The sequence below is a fragment of the Sphingomonas sp. GW821-FHT04B01 genome (assembly GCF_059420425.1).
In genome coordinates, this window is sequence record NZ_JBWKTR010000001.1 from 71,414 (window position 1) to 86,808 (window position 15,395).

13 protein-coding genes are annotated in these 15,395 nt (G+C 71.3%); 8 read left to right on the forward strand and 5 right to left on the reverse strand.

Going from position 1 to position 15,395, the window contains the following annotated elements; all coding sequences use genetic code 11:
* Window positions 1-83: 83 nt before the first annotated feature.
* Complete coding sequence (locus AC07UH_RS00390; protein ID WP_495179721.1) at window positions 84-1,133, reverse strand: LacI family DNA-binding transcriptional regulator; 1,050 nt, start codon at window positions 1,131-1,133, stop codon at window positions 84-86.
* 113 nt (window positions 1,134-1,246) lie between these two features.
* On the opposite strand from AC07UH_RS00390, the gene AC07UH_RS00395 reads away from it, so the two are divergent.
* Together AC07UH_RS00395 and AC07UH_RS00400 are read left to right on the forward strand one after the other, a co-directional pair.
* Window positions 1,247-2,707: a mannitol dehydrogenase family protein gene (locus AC07UH_RS00395; protein ID WP_495179720.1), complete on the forward strand. Its 1,461-nt coding sequence runs from the start codon at window positions 1,247-1,249 to the stop codon at window positions 2,705-2,707.
* A 98-nt stretch (window positions 2,708-2,805) separates the two neighbouring features.
* A complete protein-coding gene (locus AC07UH_RS00400; RefSeq protein ID WP_495179719.1) occupies window positions 2,806-4,116 on the forward strand; it encodes a glycoside hydrolase family 130 protein in 1,311 nt (436 codons plus the stop codon).
* Window positions 4,117-4,367: 251 nt separating this feature from the next.
* On the opposite strand, the gene nudC is transcribed toward AC07UH_RS00400, so the two are convergent.
* The 3 genes from nudC to AC07UH_RS00415 are packed head-to-tail and all read right to left on the reverse strand — an operon-like array spanning window position 4,368 to window position 7,608.
* A complete protein-coding gene (nudC, locus tag AC07UH_RS00405; protein ID WP_495179718.1) occupies window positions 4,368-5,237 on the reverse strand; it encodes an NAD(+) diphosphatase in 870 nt (289 codons plus the stop codon).
* Window positions 5,234-6,559 carry a serine hydrolase domain-containing protein gene (locus AC07UH_RS00410; protein WP_495179717.1) on the reverse strand — a complete coding sequence of 442 codons (1,326 nt, stop codon included), beginning with the start codon at window positions 6,557-6,559 and terminating at the stop codon, window positions 5,234-5,236. The genes nudC and AC07UH_RS00410 overlap by 4 nt, the downstream gene beginning before the upstream one ends.
* Window positions 6,556-7,608, reverse strand: a complete 1,053-nt coding sequence (locus AC07UH_RS00415) for an A/G-specific adenine glycosylase (protein ID WP_495179716.1) — start codon at window positions 7,606-7,608, stop codon at window positions 6,556-6,558. Before AC07UH_RS00415 ends, AC07UH_RS00410 begins: the two co-directional genes overlap by 4 nt.
* Window positions 7,609-7,622: 14 nt before the next feature.
* Between AC07UH_RS00415 and AC07UH_RS00420 the strand changes: the two genes are divergently transcribed.
* The 4 genes from AC07UH_RS00420 to AC07UH_RS00435 all read left to right on the forward strand — a co-directional run bounded on the left by AC07UH_RS00420 (window position 7,623) and on the right by AC07UH_RS00435 (window position 13,260).
* A complete protein-coding gene (locus AC07UH_RS00420; RefSeq protein ID WP_038664925.1) occupies window positions 7,623-8,147 on the forward strand; it encodes a DUF721 domain-containing protein in 525 nt (174 codons plus the stop codon).
* 8 nt (window positions 8,148-8,155) lie between these two features.
* Window positions 8,156-8,821, forward strand: a complete 666-nt coding sequence (locus AC07UH_RS00425; protein WP_495179715.1) for a DsbA family protein — start codon at window positions 8,156-8,158, stop codon at window positions 8,819-8,821.
* 27 nt (window positions 8,822-8,848) lie between these two features.
* A complete protein-coding gene (locus AC07UH_RS00430) occupies window positions 8,849-9,577 on the forward strand; it encodes a thioredoxin domain-containing protein (protein ID WP_495179714.1) in 729 nt (242 codons plus the stop codon).
* Between the two features lie 296 nt (window positions 9,578-9,873).
* On the forward strand, window positions 9,874-13,260 hold the full coding sequence (locus tag AC07UH_RS00435) for a chromosome segregation SMC family protein (protein ID WP_495179713.1): 3,387 nt from the start codon (window positions 9,874-9,876) through the stop codon (window positions 13,258-13,260).
* Between the two features lie 43 nt (window positions 13,261-13,303).
* On the opposite strand, the gene AC07UH_RS00440 is transcribed toward AC07UH_RS00435, so the two are convergent.
* Window positions 13,304-13,465, reverse strand: a complete 162-nt coding sequence (locus AC07UH_RS00440; protein ID WP_156143851.1) for a hypothetical protein — start codon at window positions 13,463-13,465, stop codon at window positions 13,304-13,306.
* 130 nt (window positions 13,466-13,595) lie between these two features.
* On the opposite strand from AC07UH_RS00440, the gene AC07UH_RS00445 reads away from it, so the two are divergent.
* Both AC07UH_RS00445 and AC07UH_RS00450 read left to right on the forward strand, forming a co-directional pair.
* The gene (locus AC07UH_RS00445) at window positions 13,596-14,843 is read left to right on the forward strand and encodes a putative DNA modification/repair radical SAM protein (RefSeq protein ID WP_038664909.1); all 1,248 of its coding nucleotides are present in this window, start codon (window positions 13,596-13,598) and stop codon (window positions 14,841-14,843) included.
* Between the two features lie 64 nt (window positions 14,844-14,907).
* Entirely contained in the window at window positions 14,908-15,393 is a 486-nt protein-coding gene (locus AC07UH_RS00450; RefSeq protein ID WP_495179712.1) for a hemerythrin domain-containing protein, read from the forward strand.
* Window positions 15,394-15,395: the final 2 nt, after the last annotated feature.

Sequence of the window (15,395 nt, forward strand, 5' to 3'; positions counted from 1 at the left end):
CTCTCGCGTTGCGCGGGTGGTAACCGGTGTCAGGATGGGGTGCAACCGTGGTTCGGGTGAGGGCTCGGCCGTCCTCCCCTCCGTCAGCGCTGTGCGCTGCCACCTCCCCCTGGCGGGGGAGGAATGGCCGGCGGCGCGGCGACCGAGGCGCGGTGGATGAGTGTCGAGGGGAAATGCGCCGGCTGCTCGTCGTCCCCGGCGATCAGCTTGCGGGCGGCGGCGTGCGCCATTGCGGTGCTCGGCCAGCGGACCGTCGTCAGCGGCGGCCAGAGGTGGGCGGCGATCGGGGTGTCGTCGAAGCCGATGATCGACAGATCGTCGGGGATGACGAGGCCGCGGCGGCGCGCGGCGTGGAGGACGCCGGCGGCCATTTCGTCGTTGGCGGCGAAGATCGCGGTCGGGCGCGGGACCGCGTCGAGCAGGCGTTCGGCCGCCGCCAGCCCCGATTCGAACGTATAATGGCCCGCGGCGACGAGATCGTCGGGCAGATCGAGGCCCGCGGCGGCGAGCGCGGCGTCGAAGCCGGCGCGGCGTTCGTGCGCGGAGCGGAACCCCGCGGGGCCGCCGACGAAGCCGATGCGGCGGTGGCCGCGCGCGACCAGATGGGCGGCGGCCTCGTGCACCGCGGCGCGATCGTCGGAGGCGACCATCTGCGCGGGCGCGTCGAGCATCGCCGAGCCCATCCGCAGGTAGCGGCAGCCGATCGCCGCGCAGAGCCGCGCGACGCCGTCGTCCTCGCTGATCGGCGGCATCAACAGCACCCCGAACAGGCGCTGGCGTTCGAGGAAATGGCGCAGATCGTCGAGCATCGTCGGCGAGGCGCGATCGACCGGACGGACGACCAGTTCGAATTCGGTGCCGCGCAGCCCGGCGAGCAGGCCGTGCTGGACGTTCATCACCGTCTGCGCATTGGGATTGTCGTGGACGAGGCCGATCAGGAAGTTGCGGCGCAGCGCCAGCGCACGCGCCTGCGGATTTGGGATATAGCCGAGGTCGCCGATCACTTGCTCGACCCGCGCGCGGGTCTCGGCGTGGAGCAGCGGCGAGCGGTTGATGACGCGGCTCACCGTCTTCTTCGATACGCCGGCGATCCGGGCCACGTCGTTGATCGTCGGCTGGCCGGAGATGCGCATGACAGCGACGATAGCCGCCCGCCCGCGGCTCCGCCAGCGCGCCGATGACACCGGTAGACAACCACCGCGCGCAGCGGCAAGACACCGATCCGCACCACCGAGGGACGACGCTTGTGACCCGATTGACCCGCAACACGCTCGACCGGCTGCCCGCCGCCGTTTCCGGTCCGATCGGCCGGCCGCTGCGCGAGGTCGGCTCCGGGGTCGGTATCGTCCATTTCGGCCCCGGCGCCTTCCACCGCGCGCATCAGGCGGCCTATATCGACACAATACTGCAGCACGATCCGCGCTGGGGAATCGCGGCGGTGTCGATGCGCAGCCGCGGCACGGTCGAGGCGCTGGAGCAGCAGGACGGCCTGTACACGCTGGCGATCCGCGACGCCGAGCCGGCGATGCGGGTGATCGGCGCGCATCGCCGCTTCCTCGCCCCCGATGCGGCGACGCAGACGCATGCGCTGCTGGCCGATCCGGCGGTGACGCTGGTGACGACGACGGTGACCGAAAAGGGCTATTGCCTCGCCGGCGACGGCACGCTCGACCTCGGCCATGCCGATATCGTCCACGATCTCGCCGGCGCCGCGGTGCCGCGCAGCGTGATCGGCTGGATCGTCGCCGGGCTCGCCGCGCGGCGCGATGCGGGGCTGCGGCCGTTCGTGCCGATGCCGTGCGACAATCTCGCCAGCAACGGCGCCAAGCTGCATGCGGCGCTGGTCGCCTTCGCGCGGGTCGGCGATGCGGGCCTCGCCGACTGGATCGCGGGCGAGGTGCGGGTGCCGTCGACGATGGTCGATTCGATCACCCCCGCGTCGGACGAGGCGCTGTATGCGGCGGTCGCGACGGCGATCGGGCTGGAGGATCGCGCCGCCGTCCAGCGCGAGCGGTTCGCGCAATGGGTGATCGAGGATGTCGGTGTGCCGCTCGGCCCCGACCTCGCCGGCGCGGGCGCGACGCTGACCGGCGATGTCGCCGGTTACGAGAAAGCCAAGTTGCGCATCCTCAACGGCGCGCATTCGACGCTCGCCTATCTCGGGCTGCTGCGCGGCCATGCCAGCGTCGCCGAGGCGATGGCCGATGCCGCGCTCGCCGGCTTCGTCGATGCGATGATCCGGCGCGACATCGTGCCGATGCTGCCGGCGGTGGCGGGGCTCGACCTCGACGCCTATCGCCGCGCGGTGCTGGCGCGGTTCCGCAATCCGGCGATCGTCCACCGGCTCGACCAGATCGCCACCGACGGATCGCAGAAGCTGCCCTATCGCCTCGGCGACACGCTCGCCGCGCATCGCGCGGACGGACGGATGCCGGCGCATGTTGTCGCGGCGCTGGGCGGCTGGGTCGCCTTCCTGATCGCGCGTGCCGGAGCGGGGGTCGCCATCGCCGATCCCGCCAGCGCGCAGCTCGCCGCCGCGGCGCACGATGCCGATCCGGCGACGGTGGTGCGCCGCCTCGCCGAGGCGGGGCTCGGCCTGCCGCCGCAGGTCGCCGGCGATCCGCCGCTGCTCGCCGCGATCGCGGCGGCAGCGACCGCAGCGCATGCGCGGCGCTGGGACGCGCTGCTGACCGGCAATGATTCCTAACGCAAAGCCTTTAGTATGAATGGACCCGGGCTTCGGCTTCGCGCGTCTGATGCGCGAAGCCGGCAGCCGCCGGCGCAACTCCATCCGGAGGGTCCCCCTTGGCCGCTTCCTTCGTGCGTCATCTCGAACCGACGCTGCTCCCCGATCCCAAGCGCACCGTCATCCGCCCGTTCCTGCCCGAGGACCCCGATCCGTTCCGCGTCGAGGGGGCGCCGCGCGGCGACCGGATCGTCGAGCGGATGCTGGCGATGTCCGATGCGGAGATCGAGGAGCTGGTCGCGGTCGTCGTCGACGGGCTGGGATCGCGGCATCGCGAGATCCCCGGACTGTTGCTGCGCCGCTTCGACGAGGTCGCCGAGCCGCTGAAGCTCGATGCCGGACTGTCGGAATCGCGCAGGATGCTGGTCGGCGCCTATTTCAGCGCCGAATATTCGTTCGAGGCGGCGGCGCTGTTCAACCCGAGCATCGTGCCGCATCCCGACCAGAGCGGCTGCGCCGAGGGCGCGATCCGCTTCGTGCTGTCGCTGCGCGGCATCGGCGAGGGGCATCTGTCGTCGGTCACCTTCCGCACCGGCACCTGGGGTCCGGCGGACGACGACCTCGTCATCGACACGCCGAGCCGGCAGGGCGTGCCGCCGGTGATCGAGGAGCCGTCGATCGAACTGGTCCGCGAGATCGGCGCCAAGGCGCTCGTCCAGCTCAATTGCCGCGATGCGCGCGAGCCGTCGGAGACGGTGCTGTTCCCGGTCGTCGAGAGCCAGAACCGCGGCATCGAGGATCTGCGCCTCGCCCATTTCTGCGACGAGGACGGGCGCGAGACCTATATCGGCACCTATACCGCGGTCGGCGGCCAGGGCGCGCGGCAGGAGGTGTTGCAGACCGACGATTTCCGCCTGTTCCACATGCACCCCGTCGACGGCGCGGTGGCGAGCGGCAAGGGCATGGCGCTGTTCCCGCGCAAGATCGACGGCCAGTTCGCCGCGCTGTTCCGCCACGACAACGAGAATCTGTGGTTCGCCAAGAGCGACACGCCGCTCGCCTGGCCCGATCCGGTGCGGATCATGACGCCGGAATATCCGTGGGAGTTCATCCAGATCGGCAATTGCGGCTCGCCGATCGAGATCGAAGAGGGCTGGCTGGTGCTGACCCATGGCGTGGGCATGGTGCGCAGCTATTGCATCGGCGCCGCGCTGCTCGACCGCGACGATCCGACCAAGGTGCTGGGGCGGCTGCCCGAACCGCTGATCGCGCCGGACGGCGAGACGTGGGACGGCTATGTGCCCAACGTCGTCTATTCGTGCGGCGCGCTGGTGCGCGGGCGGACGCTGCTGCTGCCCTATGCGCTCGCCGACGACATGACGAGCTTCGCGATCGCCTCGCTCGACGAGCTGGTCGCGGCGATGCGGTGAGTCGCCGGCGCGCGGGGAACTTGCGCGCAGACGCGCGGGGAGCGCAGCCCCCTCACCACCGTTCGTGCTGAGCTTGTCGAAGCACGGCTGGCCCCGAGCGAAGGCGTCGCCCCGGGCACCGCCCTTCGACAGGCTCAGGGCTAACGGGTGAGAAGTGCACCGGGGGGGGCAGGCGTACCGCATCAACCCTCCCCTCTCTGCCTTCTCTACGCCTGTGCGCACCACCTCTTGTGCGCGTCTTCGGGTGAACCCTATTCCGCCCACACCGTCAGCAGCGTATGGGCGATCGCGTACGGCGGCGGCGGCAGGAACGGGCCGGGTTCGCCCGCCAGCACCGCGCGGACCATGTCGCGCGGGACCCACATCGCATCCTCCAGCTCGTTGGTGTCGAGCGTGATCGCATCGTCCTCCGCCTCGCCGATACAGGCGATCATCAGCGACGAGGGGAAGGGCCAGGGCTGGCTGGCGACGTAGCGGACGTTGCCGACGCGGACGCCGGCTTCCTCGTGGATCTCGCGGGCGACCGCCTCCTCGATCGATTCGGCGGGTTCGAGGAAACCGGCGAGCGCCGAATAGCGGCCCTCCGGCCAGCCCTTGCCGCGGCCGAGCAGGGCGCGGCCGTCATGTTCGGCGATCATGATGACGACGGGGTCGACGCGCGGGAAATGTTCGGTGCCGCAGGCGTCGCATTGCCGCCCCCAGCCGGCGCGGAACGGATGCGTGGTCGATCCGCAGCGCGCGCAAAAGCGGTGGCGGGCGTGCCAGTCGAGCAGGCTGCGCGCCGCGGCATAGGTCGCCGCCTCGCCGGGCTGCAACGCGGCGAGCACCGCCATCAACGCCGGCGAGCGCATCGCCGGCGCGGTCCCTTCGGTCCCCGCGGGCGGGACGACGACGACATGCGCGCGGCCGGCGCCGTCGAGACCGAGCAGGATCGTCTCCGCCCCCTCGGGCACCGCGGCGAGCGAGGTCCAGGCGAGCAGGCCGTCGGCGGTGACCTCCGGCATCAGCCCGTCGAGCGCGAGCACGCGGGCGTTGCCGTCGAGCTTGGCGGCGAGCGCGACGGGATCGTGGCGCAGCGCATCGGCACGGTCGAGCGTGCCGCCGGTGAAGCCGGGGGTCATCGGCGGAAGCGCGCCATGTCGGCGGCGAAGGCGGCGACCGCCTCCTGGCGCAGCGGCCAGCGATCGGCGGGGAAGTAATTGACCATGATCGTACCACGTACCTTCTTCACGGGATCGACGAAGGCGACCGTGCCCGCGGCACCGCCCCAGCCATAGGTGCCCTTCGACGGCATGCCGCCCGGCCCGTCGGCGAGATAGACCGAGCCGCCCGCGCCATAGCCCATCGGCGTCGCCCGCGCGGTGGCGCCACCGGTGGCGCCGCCGACCCCGCCGAAGGTCACGCCGGCGGGGAGCAGGTTGGACATGGCGAGCCGCACCGTCTCGGGCTTCATGATCCGCACGCCGTCGAGCGTGCCTTCGTCGGCGAGCATGTGGAGGAAACGATCATAGTCGCGCGCCGACATCACCAGCCCGGCGCCGCCATAGGGGAAGCTCGGCGGCTGGAGATAGACCGAGGTCGCGGCGGGATCGAGCGGCACCAGCGCATCGCCGGTGAAGGCGTAATTGGTCGCGAGCCGGCGCGCCTGCGACCGCGGTACGGTCCAGAAGCTCGACGTCATCCGCAGCGGCGCGAAGATGCGCGTGTCGACGAAGCGGTCGAACGGCATGCCGCCGGCGACCTCGATCACCCGGCCCATGACGTCGAGGCCGACCGAATAATTCCACGCCGTCCCCGGCTGCGCGATCAGCGGCGCCTGCGCGACCCGGTCGGCGAATGCGGCGAGCGTCGGCGCGCGGGTGCGGCGCATCGCCGGTTCGACGCTGGCGCTGACCTCGGCGGGGAGGATGCCGAGCCGTTCGTATTCCTTGAGCAGCGCGCCTTTGGCGATGATGTTGTAGGTGAGGCCCGAAGTGTGCGTCAGCAGCATGCGGATCGTGATCGGCCGTTCCGCGGGCACGCTGGCGAGGCTCGTCTCCGGGCTGGTCGCGACCCTCATCGTCGCGAAGGCGGGGATATATTTGGCGACGGGGTCGTCGAGGCCGATCTTGCCCTCCTCGATCAGGATCATCGCCGCCATCGCGGTGACCGGCTTGGTCATCGAATAGACGCGCCACAGGCTGTCCGGCGTCGCCGGCGCGGCCTCCGCCTCGGTCGACAGGCGGCCCGCCGAGACGAACCAGGTCGGCCGGTCGCCGATGCCGAACGCCGCGACGATGCCGGGCATCTTGCCGTCGCGGGCATAGCCGTCGAACAGCGCCTGCGTCTGCGGCAACGCGGCGGTCTGCGTCGTCGGGGCGGGCGGTTGCAGCGCCTGCCCGCCGATCGCCGCGGTGGCGGCGAGGGCGACGAGGGCCAGTCCGGCGATCATGTTGCGCTTCATCCGTCTCTCCTCAGCACCGCCGCCGCGGCCTTGGCGAACACCGTCGGCAGGCCGGCGCGGTCCAGTTCCGCGATCGGCCACCATTCGCCCGCCTGATGCGCGTCCGTCCGGGCGACGGCAAGCGCCAGTTGCAGGTCGAAATGGGTGAAGCCATGCGCCACCGTGACGTTGCGCATCTCCCAGTCGGCGGCGAGCGGCGCATCGGCGAGCTCCGGCGGCGCCTCGACCCAAGGCCCGGTCGGCAGCGCGCGCATCCCGCCGAGCAATCCCTTGTCCGGCCGGGTGACGAGCAGCACGCTGCTGTCGCGTTCGACCCAGAAGATCGTGCCGTAGCGTTGCGGCTTGGCCTTCTTCTTCGCCTTGACCGGCAGCGCCTCGGGCGCGCCCTCGCGCACGCCGAGACATTCCGGTTCGAGCGGGCAGAGCAGGCAGGATGGTGCCTTCGGCGTGCAGATGCCCGAGCCGAGGTCCATCATCGCCTGCGCGAAGTCGCCGGCGCGGTCGTCGGGGGTGATCCGGTCGGCGGCGGCGCGGATCGCGACGCGGGCGCCGGGCAAAGGCGTGCGGATTGCGAACAGCCGCGCGACGACGCGCTCGACATTGGCATCGACCACCACCGCGCGCTTGCCGAAGGCGATCGCCGCCACCGCCGCGGCGGTATAGGCGCCGAGTCCCGGCAGCGTGCGCAACACCGCCTCGTCCTGCGGGAAGACGCCGCCGTGATCGGCGACCACCGCCTTCGCCGCGGCGACCAGATTGCGCGCGCGGGCATAATAACCGAGCCCCGCCCAGGCGGCCATGACCTCGGCATCGTCGGCGGCGGCGAGGCTGGCGAAATCGGGCCAGCGCGCCACCCACGCCGCGAATCGCGGCCGCACCGCGGCGACCGTCGTCTGTTGCAGCATCACCTCCGACAGCCAGACGCGATAGGGATCGGGCGTTTCGCCGGGCAGCGCGCGCCATGGCAGCGCGCGACGATGGCGATCGTACCAGGCGAGCAGCGCCGGGGAAATCACCGCGGGGTCGGGATAAGAGCGAGTAGCGTCCACGACTTGGCTATGGCATGGGACCGCCGATGAGCAAGCGCGTCCGCGCCCCCGATGTCGAGCCCCCCCGCCAGAACCGCGCCCGCGCGGTCAGCGAATTGCTGCCCGCGATCCATGGCGCCGCCTTCAAGCGATTCGGCTTCGTGCAAAGCGCACTGGTGACACGCTGGCCGGAGATCGTCGGCACCCGCTGGGCCGCCGCCTCCGCACCCGAATCGCTGCGCTTCCCGCCGGGCAAGAAGGCCGAGGGCGTGCTGACGATCGTCGTGCGCGGTGCGCATGCGCCGATGATGCAGCATATCGCGCCCGAGATCGTCGAGCGGGTCAACCGCTTCTTCGGCTATGCCGCGGTGGCGCGGCTGACGATCCGCCAGGGCGAGGTCGCCAAGCCGATGCCGCGCAGCGCGCCGACGGCGCTCAAGCCCGCCCCCGCCGAGATCGGCGACGGGCTGAAGGCGATCGCCGATCCCGAATTGCGCGCGGTGCTCGAATCGCTCGCCGCCGGGGTCCACGCCACCCGCGGCATCCCCAAGATAGGATGAGCCCTGTCATGCCCCACCGCCTGCGCTTCGTTCCCGCCGTCGCCTTGCTGCTCGCCGCCGCGCCGGCGACCGAATGGAGCCAGGTCGCCCGGCCGACCGCCAAGGGCGCCTATGTCTTCGGCAACCCCGCCGCGCCGATCAAGCTGGTCGAATATGGCAGCTACACCTGTTCGCACTGCGCCGATTTCGCCAATGAGAGCGCGCCGGTGCTCAAGGGGCAGATGATCCGCTCGGGCAAGGTCAGCCTCGAATATCGCCATCTGATCCGCGATCCGGCCGATCTCGGCGCGGCGATCCTCGCGCGGTGCGCGGGGCCGCACGGCTTCGGCGCGGCGCATGCGATGATCTTCGCGACGCAGGCGACGTGGCTGCCCAAATTGGGCACGTACCAGCAGGCGCATCCTGACATCGACGCCAAGCCGCTGCTCGACCAGGCGCGCGCCTATATGGAGGCCGCCGGGCTGACCGCGGCGATGCGCGCGCGCGGGCTGACGCCGGCGAGGATCAACGCCTGTTTCGCCGACAAGGCCGAAGTGGCGCGGATCACCGCGATGACCGGCGATGCGCCGGTCGAGGTGCGCAGCACGCCGACCTTCTACCTCAACGGCGAACTCCAGCCGCCCGCCGGTTGGGACAAGCTCGAACCCGTCCTGCGCGCCAAGGGCGCGAAATAATTGGCCCGATATATGGAGCGTAACCCGATGAAAATGCTTGCGTCGCTTCTCGTCCTGCCGCTGGCGCTGGCCGGCTGCTCGAAGGAGGCGGGAACGCCGACCGCACCCGCCAGCCCCGCCGCCGCAGTCGCCGCGCCCGCCGGGCAGAGCTGGACCGAGACCGCGGCGCGCACCGCCGAGGGGACGATCGTCGGCAATCCCAATGCGCCGATCAAGCTGGTCGAATATGGCTCGCGCCTGTGCCCGACCTGCGGTGCGCTCGCGCGCGAAGGCTTCGCGCCGCTGCTCGACAAATATGTGAAGACCGGCAAGGTCAGCTTCGAATATCGCGAGTTCCTGGTCCACGGCGCGCCCGACCTGCCGCCGGCGCTGCTCGGCAATTGCACCGATCCGTCGACCTTCTTCCCGATCCTCGAGCAGATGTATCAGGCGCAGGAGGGCTTCAACACCAAGCTGCAGGCGATGCCGCAGCCGATGCAGCAGCAATTGCAGACCGCCAAGCCGGTCGACGCGATCCGCATCATGGCCGAGCAGATGGGGCTGGTCGACTTCGCCAAGCAACGCGGCATCCCCGAGGCCAAGGCGCGCGCCTGCCTCGCCGACATGACGCAGATCGACCGCTGGACCAAGCAGACGCAGGACAAGAGCGCCGACGGCACCGTCACCGGCACGCCGACACTGATCCTCAACGGCAAGAAGATCGACGCGCTGAGCTGGGGCCAGCTCGAGCCGTTGCTGAAGGCGGCGGGGGCTTAAATCTCGCGCGGCGGCGCGGAAAAGAAGAGTTTTCGCGCAGAGGCGCAGAGACGCAGAGGGGATGCTTGGTGGTCGGCCTTTGCGACCGCCACGCCCGTTTGCCCTGAGCTTGTCGAAGGGCTTGAGTCTCACCTGCCCTTCGACAGGCTCAGGGCGAACGGCGAGGGGGCTGCGAGGGGAGAGGGGCGGGCGTGCCCCCTCTGCGTCTCTGCGCCTCTGCGCGAACCCATCTTCTTCCCTTCGCGCCTTCGCGCGCCCCTCTTGCAACGCCGCGCCATAACCGGCACCCGGACAGCGTGCAGATCAAGCGGCTCCGCATCGCCGGGTTCAAGAGCTTCGTCGATCCGGCCGACCTCGCCATCGAGCGCGGGCTGACCGGAGTCGTCGGGCCGAACGGCTGCGGCAAATCCAATTTGCTCGAGGCGCTGCGCTGGACGATGGGCGAGAACAGCGCCAAATCGCTGCGCGGCGCGGGGATGGAGGACGTGATCTTCGCCGGCACCGCGACGCGGCCGCCGCGCGATTTCGCCGAGGTCGCGATCCTGCTCGACGGTGCCGACGGCGAGGAACGCGAGGTCGTCCGCCGCATCGAGCGCGGTGCGGGCAGCGCCTATCGCATCGACGGCCGCGACGTCCGTGCCAAGGACGTCGGTCTGCTGTTCGCCGATGCCGCGACCGGTGCGCACAGCCCCGCGCTGGTCAGCCAGAACCGGATCGGCGCGGTGATCGCCGCCAAGCCCGCCGAGCGCCGCGCGATGCTGGAGGAAGCGGCGGGGATCGCCGGGCTGCACGTCCGCCGCCGCGACGCCGAGCAGAAATTGCGCGCCACCGAGGCCAATCTGGTGCGGCTCGACGAACTGATCGCCGATCAGGACGCACGCGCCGCGGCGTTGCGCCGGCAGGCGCGCGCGGCGGAACGCTATCGCAATTTGTCCGAGCAGATCCGCATCGCCGAGGCGCGGACGATCTTCGCGCGCTGGCGCGAGGCGGTCGCGGCCGCGGAAGCGGCCAAGGCGGAGGCGGCAGCGGCCGAGGAGGCGGTCACCGCCGCCGCCGCCGCCGAACGGACCGTCGCCGCCGCGCAGCACGATGCCGCCGCCGCGGTCGTCGGCGCGCGTGCCGCGGCGCTCGCCGCGCGCGACCGGGCGAGCGAGGCGGGCCATGCGCTCGCCGCCCTGCACACCGAGCGGGAGGCGGCGGCGCGGCGGGTCGCCGAGCTGGCCGAGGCGCGCGCGCGGATCGCCGAGGATCGCGCGCGCGAGGGAACGCTCGCCGCCGATGCCGTGGCGGCGCTGGCGCGGCTCGCGGAGGAAGGCAAGGCGCTCGATCGCGCGATCGCCGCCGCTGCCGAAGAGGCGCCGATGCTCGCCGCGATGCTGGCCGACGCGGAGCGCGACGCGCGCGATGCCGAAGTCGCGCTGGCGCAGGGCATAGCGCGGCAGGCGAGCGAGGCGGCGGAGGCACGCGTGGCCGATGCCGCGCTCGCGGCGGCACGGTCGCGCGCGGATCGGGCGCAGCGCGACGCGGCGCAGGTCGCGCAGGCGATCGCCGCGCTCGGCGATGCCGCCCCCCTCGCCGCCGCGCGTGAGGAGGCCGCCGGCAAACGGCGGGATGCCGCACAGGCTGCCGACCGGGCGCGAACTGGGCTTGCCGAGGCCGAGGCGGCGGAACGCGCGGCGATCGCCGGACGCGACGGAGCGGAGACGACGCGCGCGGGCGCGCGCGCCGATCTCGCCGCGCTCGACAGCGAGGCGGCGGCGCTGACCAAGGCGACGCAGCGCAACGGGCGCGACCGGCTGCTCGACCATGTCGTCCCGGCAGCGGGCTTCGAGCGCGCGCTGGCGGCGGCGCTTGGCGACGATCTCGACGTCGGGCTCGACGCGTGGACGGGCGCGGCGGTGCGGCCGGAGGACCCGGCGGCGCCTGCCGGTTCCGAAGCGCTGGCGATGCGGGTCGAGGCACCGGCAGCGCTCGCGCGGCGGCTCGCGCAGACCTTCGTCGGCGCGGATACCGGTCAGGCGCTCGCGGTCGGGCAACGGCTGGTGACGCGCGACGGGCAGCTACGGCGCTGGGACGGGTTCGTCGCGAGCGGCAGCGGCGCGGCGGCGGCGGAACGGCTCGAACGGCTCAACCGGTTGAAGGCGCTGGCCGCCGCGCGGCCGGCCGCCGTCGCCGCGCTGGAGACGGCGGAGGCGGCGCGGGCGGCGGTCGATCGCGCGATCGCCGCGGCGCGGGCGACGGCACAGGCGACGCGGACGGAGCTGACGCAGGCGGAGACCACCGGCCGCGACGCCGAGCGCGCCGAGGACCGTGCCGCGAGTGCGCTCGAACGGCTCGCCGGCCAGCGTGCTGATCTTGACGCCCGCGCCGCACGGATCGCCGACGAACTGGCCGAGGCGGTCGCCGACCGCACGCGCGCGCAGGCGACGCGCGATGCGCTGCCGGATGGGCGGGAGAGTGAAGCGGCGGTCGCGGCGTTTGCCCGCACCGCCGACCAGCGGCGCGGCGCGGTGGCGCAGGCGCGCGAACGCCGTGCGACGCTCGACCGCGCGGTGCAGGCGAACCGCGAGCGGCTCGTCGCGGCGCAGGCGGACGGGCGGAGCTGGCGCGCGCGTGCCGGCGAGGCGGCCAAGCGGATCGCCGAGATGGACAAGCGCGATGCCACGCTCGCTGCCACCGCGGCCGAGGTGGCGGACCGGCCGGCGGCGCTCGACGCGGCGATCGATGCGCAGGAGGCGGACCATGGTGCCGCGCGCGCTGCCGCCGAAACCGCCGTCGCGGCCGAACGCGACGCCGAGACGGCGCTGCGCCGCGCCGAAGAGGCGCAACGTCGCGCGATCGAGACGCTCAGTCAGGCGCGCGAGGCGCGCGCCGGCACCGCGGCGCGGCTGGAGAATCATGCGCAGCGGCGGGTTGAGCTCGGCCGGCTGGCGGGCGAACGGTTCGAATGTCCGGCGCCGGTGTTGCCCGAACGGCTCGGCTTCGCGGTCGCCGAGGTGCGCGGCCCCGCCGAGGAAGCGGCGACGCACGACCGGCTCACCGCGGATCGCGAACGCATCGGGCCGGTCAACCTCGTCGCCGAGCGCGAACTCGCCGAGCTGGAAGGCGCGAGCCGGACCAATGCCGCCGAGCGCGACGAACTGGGGCAGGCGGTCAACCGGCTGCGCGGCTCGATCGGCACGCTCAACCGCGAGGGGCGGCAGCGGCTGCTCGCCGCCTTCGCGGCAATCGACGGGCATTTCCGGCGGCTGTTCAGCACCTTGTTCGACGGCGGCGCGGCGCATCTCGAACTGGTCGATTCGGACGATCCGCTCGAGGCGGGACTCGAGATCCTCGCGCAGCCGCCGGGCAAGCGACTGCAATCCTTGACGCTGTTGTCGGGGGGCGAACAGGCGCTGACCGCGGTGGCGCTGATCTTCGCTTTGTTCCTGACGAACCCTGCGCCGATCTGCGTGCTCGACGAGGTCGATGCGCCGCTCGACGACGCCAATATCGAGCGCTTCTGCGACCTGCTCGACCGCATGTCGCGCGAGACCGATACGCGCTATCTGATCGTCACGCACAATGCGGTGACGATGAGCCGGATGCACCGCCTGTTCGGCGTGACGATGGTCGAGCGCGGCGTCAGCCGGCTGGTGTCGGTCGACCTCGGCGGCGCGACGACGCTGCTGGCGGCGGAATAGCCGGCGTTCGTTCTACCCCGTTATTGGGGTTTGCGCGGCCCCATCACCCCCGCCGCCCGCGCAACAGGTCGGCGAGCACCCGGCCCGTGTAGAGCAGGCACATCTCCTGATGGACCGCGGCGGCGGCGGGATGATCCGCCTGGATCGCCCGGACGGCTTCGACGAACGAACGGTCGGACAGATAGGGCGTGTCGTTGCGGGTCATGGCGCGTTCCTCCTCCATCCCCCTGCCCGATCCTGTCTGCACGACGCGGATTGCGGCCGTGTTGCCGGCAATGAAAATCGTGTTTCCACCGCCCCTTGTTCCAAAGGGTCGCGGAACGTATATCGAACGGATGGCCCAGCTCGACACCCGTGAAAAGCTGGCGATCCTCGCCGATGCGGCGAAATACGATGCGTCCTGCGCCTCGTCCGGCACCGCCAAGCGCGACAGCCGCGACGGCAAGGGGCTGGGATCGACCGAAGGCATGGGCATCTGCCACGCTTATGCGCCCGACGGCCGCTGCATCAGCCTGCTCAAGATCCTGCTGACCAATAGCTGCATCTTCGACTGCCATTATTGCATCAACCGCAAGAGCAGCAACGTCCGCCGCGCGCGCTTCACCGCGCAGGAGGTCGTCAACCTCACCATCTCCTTCTACAAGCGCAATTACATCGAGGGGCTGTTCCTCTCCTCGGGCATCATCAAATCGTCCAACTATACGATGGAGCAGATGGTCGAGGTCGCGCGGTCGTTGCGCGAGGATCATCACTTCCGCGGCTATATCCACCTCAAGACGATCCCCGACGCCGACCCCGAACTGGTGCATCAGGCGGGGCTCTATGCCGATCGCGTCTCGATCAACGTCGAGCTGCCGACAGTCAGCGGGCTGAAGCGGCTCGCGCCCGAGAAGGATGGCGCGCGGATCGAGGGCGCGATGAAGGACGTCAAGACGTCGATCGCGGACAATGGCGATGCCCGCAAGAAGTACAAATCCGCACCGCGCTTTGCCCCCGCCGGCCAGTCGACGCAGATGATCGTCGGCGCCGATGCCGCGACCGACGGCGAGATCGTCACCCGCGCCTCGACGCTCTACGACCGGTTCGGCCTGCGCCGCGTTTATTACAGCGCGTTCAGCCCGATCCCCGATGCGAGCACGGTGCTGCCGCTGCAACGCCCGCCGCTGATGCGCGAGCATCGCCTGTATCAGTCCGACTGGCTGATGCGCTTCTACGATTACAGCCCGCACGAGGTGGTCGCCGCGGCGGACGATGCGACCGGCATGCTGCCGCTCGACATCGACCCCAAGCTCGCCTGGGCGCTCAAATTTCGCGAAAGTTTCCCGGTCGACGTCAACCGCGCGCCGCGCGAGATGCTGCTGCGCGTGCCGGGGCTGGGCGTGAAGGCGGTCGACCGGATCGTCGCCAGCCGGCGCTGGCGGCGGCTGCGGCTCGACGATGTCGCGCGGCTGACGGTGAGCGTCACGAAAGTGCGGCCGTTCATCGTCGCCGAGGACTGGCGGCCGGTACTGCTCACCGATCGTGCCGATCTCAAGCCGCTCGTCGCGCCCAGGCGCCAGCAGCTCGAACTGTTCGCGGCCTGAGAATGACTCACAGGTGAAACGCCCCGTGCCCTCGCCGGTTGGTTGCCGCGAAGGAGATACGATCATGGCGCTGGCGCAGATCTACGCGGACCTGAAACGCGATCACGACAAGCAACGCGATATGCTGAAGCAGCTCGCCGACCTGCAGGGCGCGAGCGACGAGCGGCAGCAGCTGTTCGAGGCGTTCCGCCTCGAAATCCAGAGCCATGCCGCCGCCGAGGAGGAATCGCTCTACGCGACGATGCTGCGCGATCCCGGGCTGCGCGACGACGCGCGCCATTCGGTGAGCGAGCATAAGGAGGTCGACGATCTGCTCGGCGAGATGGCCGACGAGGAGTTCGGTTCGGATGCGTGGAGCGAGAAATTCTTCCACATGCGCCGCCGCTACGAGCATCACATCACCGAGGAAGAGGAAGAGATGTTCCCCGCCGCCGCCGAGGAACTCGACGACAGCACCGAGGCGGAGCTCGCGACGATCTACGAGGAGCGCAAGCCCGAGGAGCTGGAGATCGCCAGGGACAATCCGCCCGGCGGCGACGAGCGGGACTGATC

Coding starts and splice junctions, on each gene's coding strand:
- AC07UH_RS00390 (WP_495179721.1), bottom strand. CDS start 1,133: ATGCGCATCTCCGGCCAGCCGACGATCAACGACGTGGCCCGGATCGCC.
- nudC (WP_495179718.1), bottom strand. CDS start 5,237: ATGACCCCCGGCTTCACCGGCGGCACGCTCGACCGTGCCGATGCGCTG.
- AC07UH_RS00410 (WP_495179717.1), bottom strand. CDS start 6,559: ATGAAGCGCAACATGATCGCCGGACTGGCCCTCGTCGCCCTCGCCGCC.
- AC07UH_RS00420 (WP_038664925.1), top strand. CDS start 7,623: ATGGGACCGCCGATGAGCAAGCGCGTCCGCGCCCCCGATGTCGAGCCC.
- AC07UH_RS00425 (WP_495179715.1), top strand. CDS start 8,156: ATGCCCCACCGCCTGCGCTTCGTTCCCGCCGTCGCCTTGCTGCTCGCC.
- AC07UH_RS00430 (WP_495179714.1), top strand. CDS start 8,849: ATGAAAATGCTTGCGTCGCTTCTCGTCCTGCCGCTGGCGCTGGCCGGC.
- AC07UH_RS00440 (WP_156143851.1), bottom strand. CDS start 13,465: ATGACCCGCAACGACACGCCCTATCTGTCCGACCGTTCGTTCGTCGAA.
- AC07UH_RS00445 (WP_038664909.1), top strand. CDS start 13,596: ATGGCCCAGCTCGACACCCGTGAAAAGCTGGCGATCCTCGCCGATGCG.
- AC07UH_RS00450 (WP_495179712.1), top strand. CDS start 14,908: ATGGCGCTGGCGCAGATCTACGCGGACCTGAAACGCGATCACGACAAG.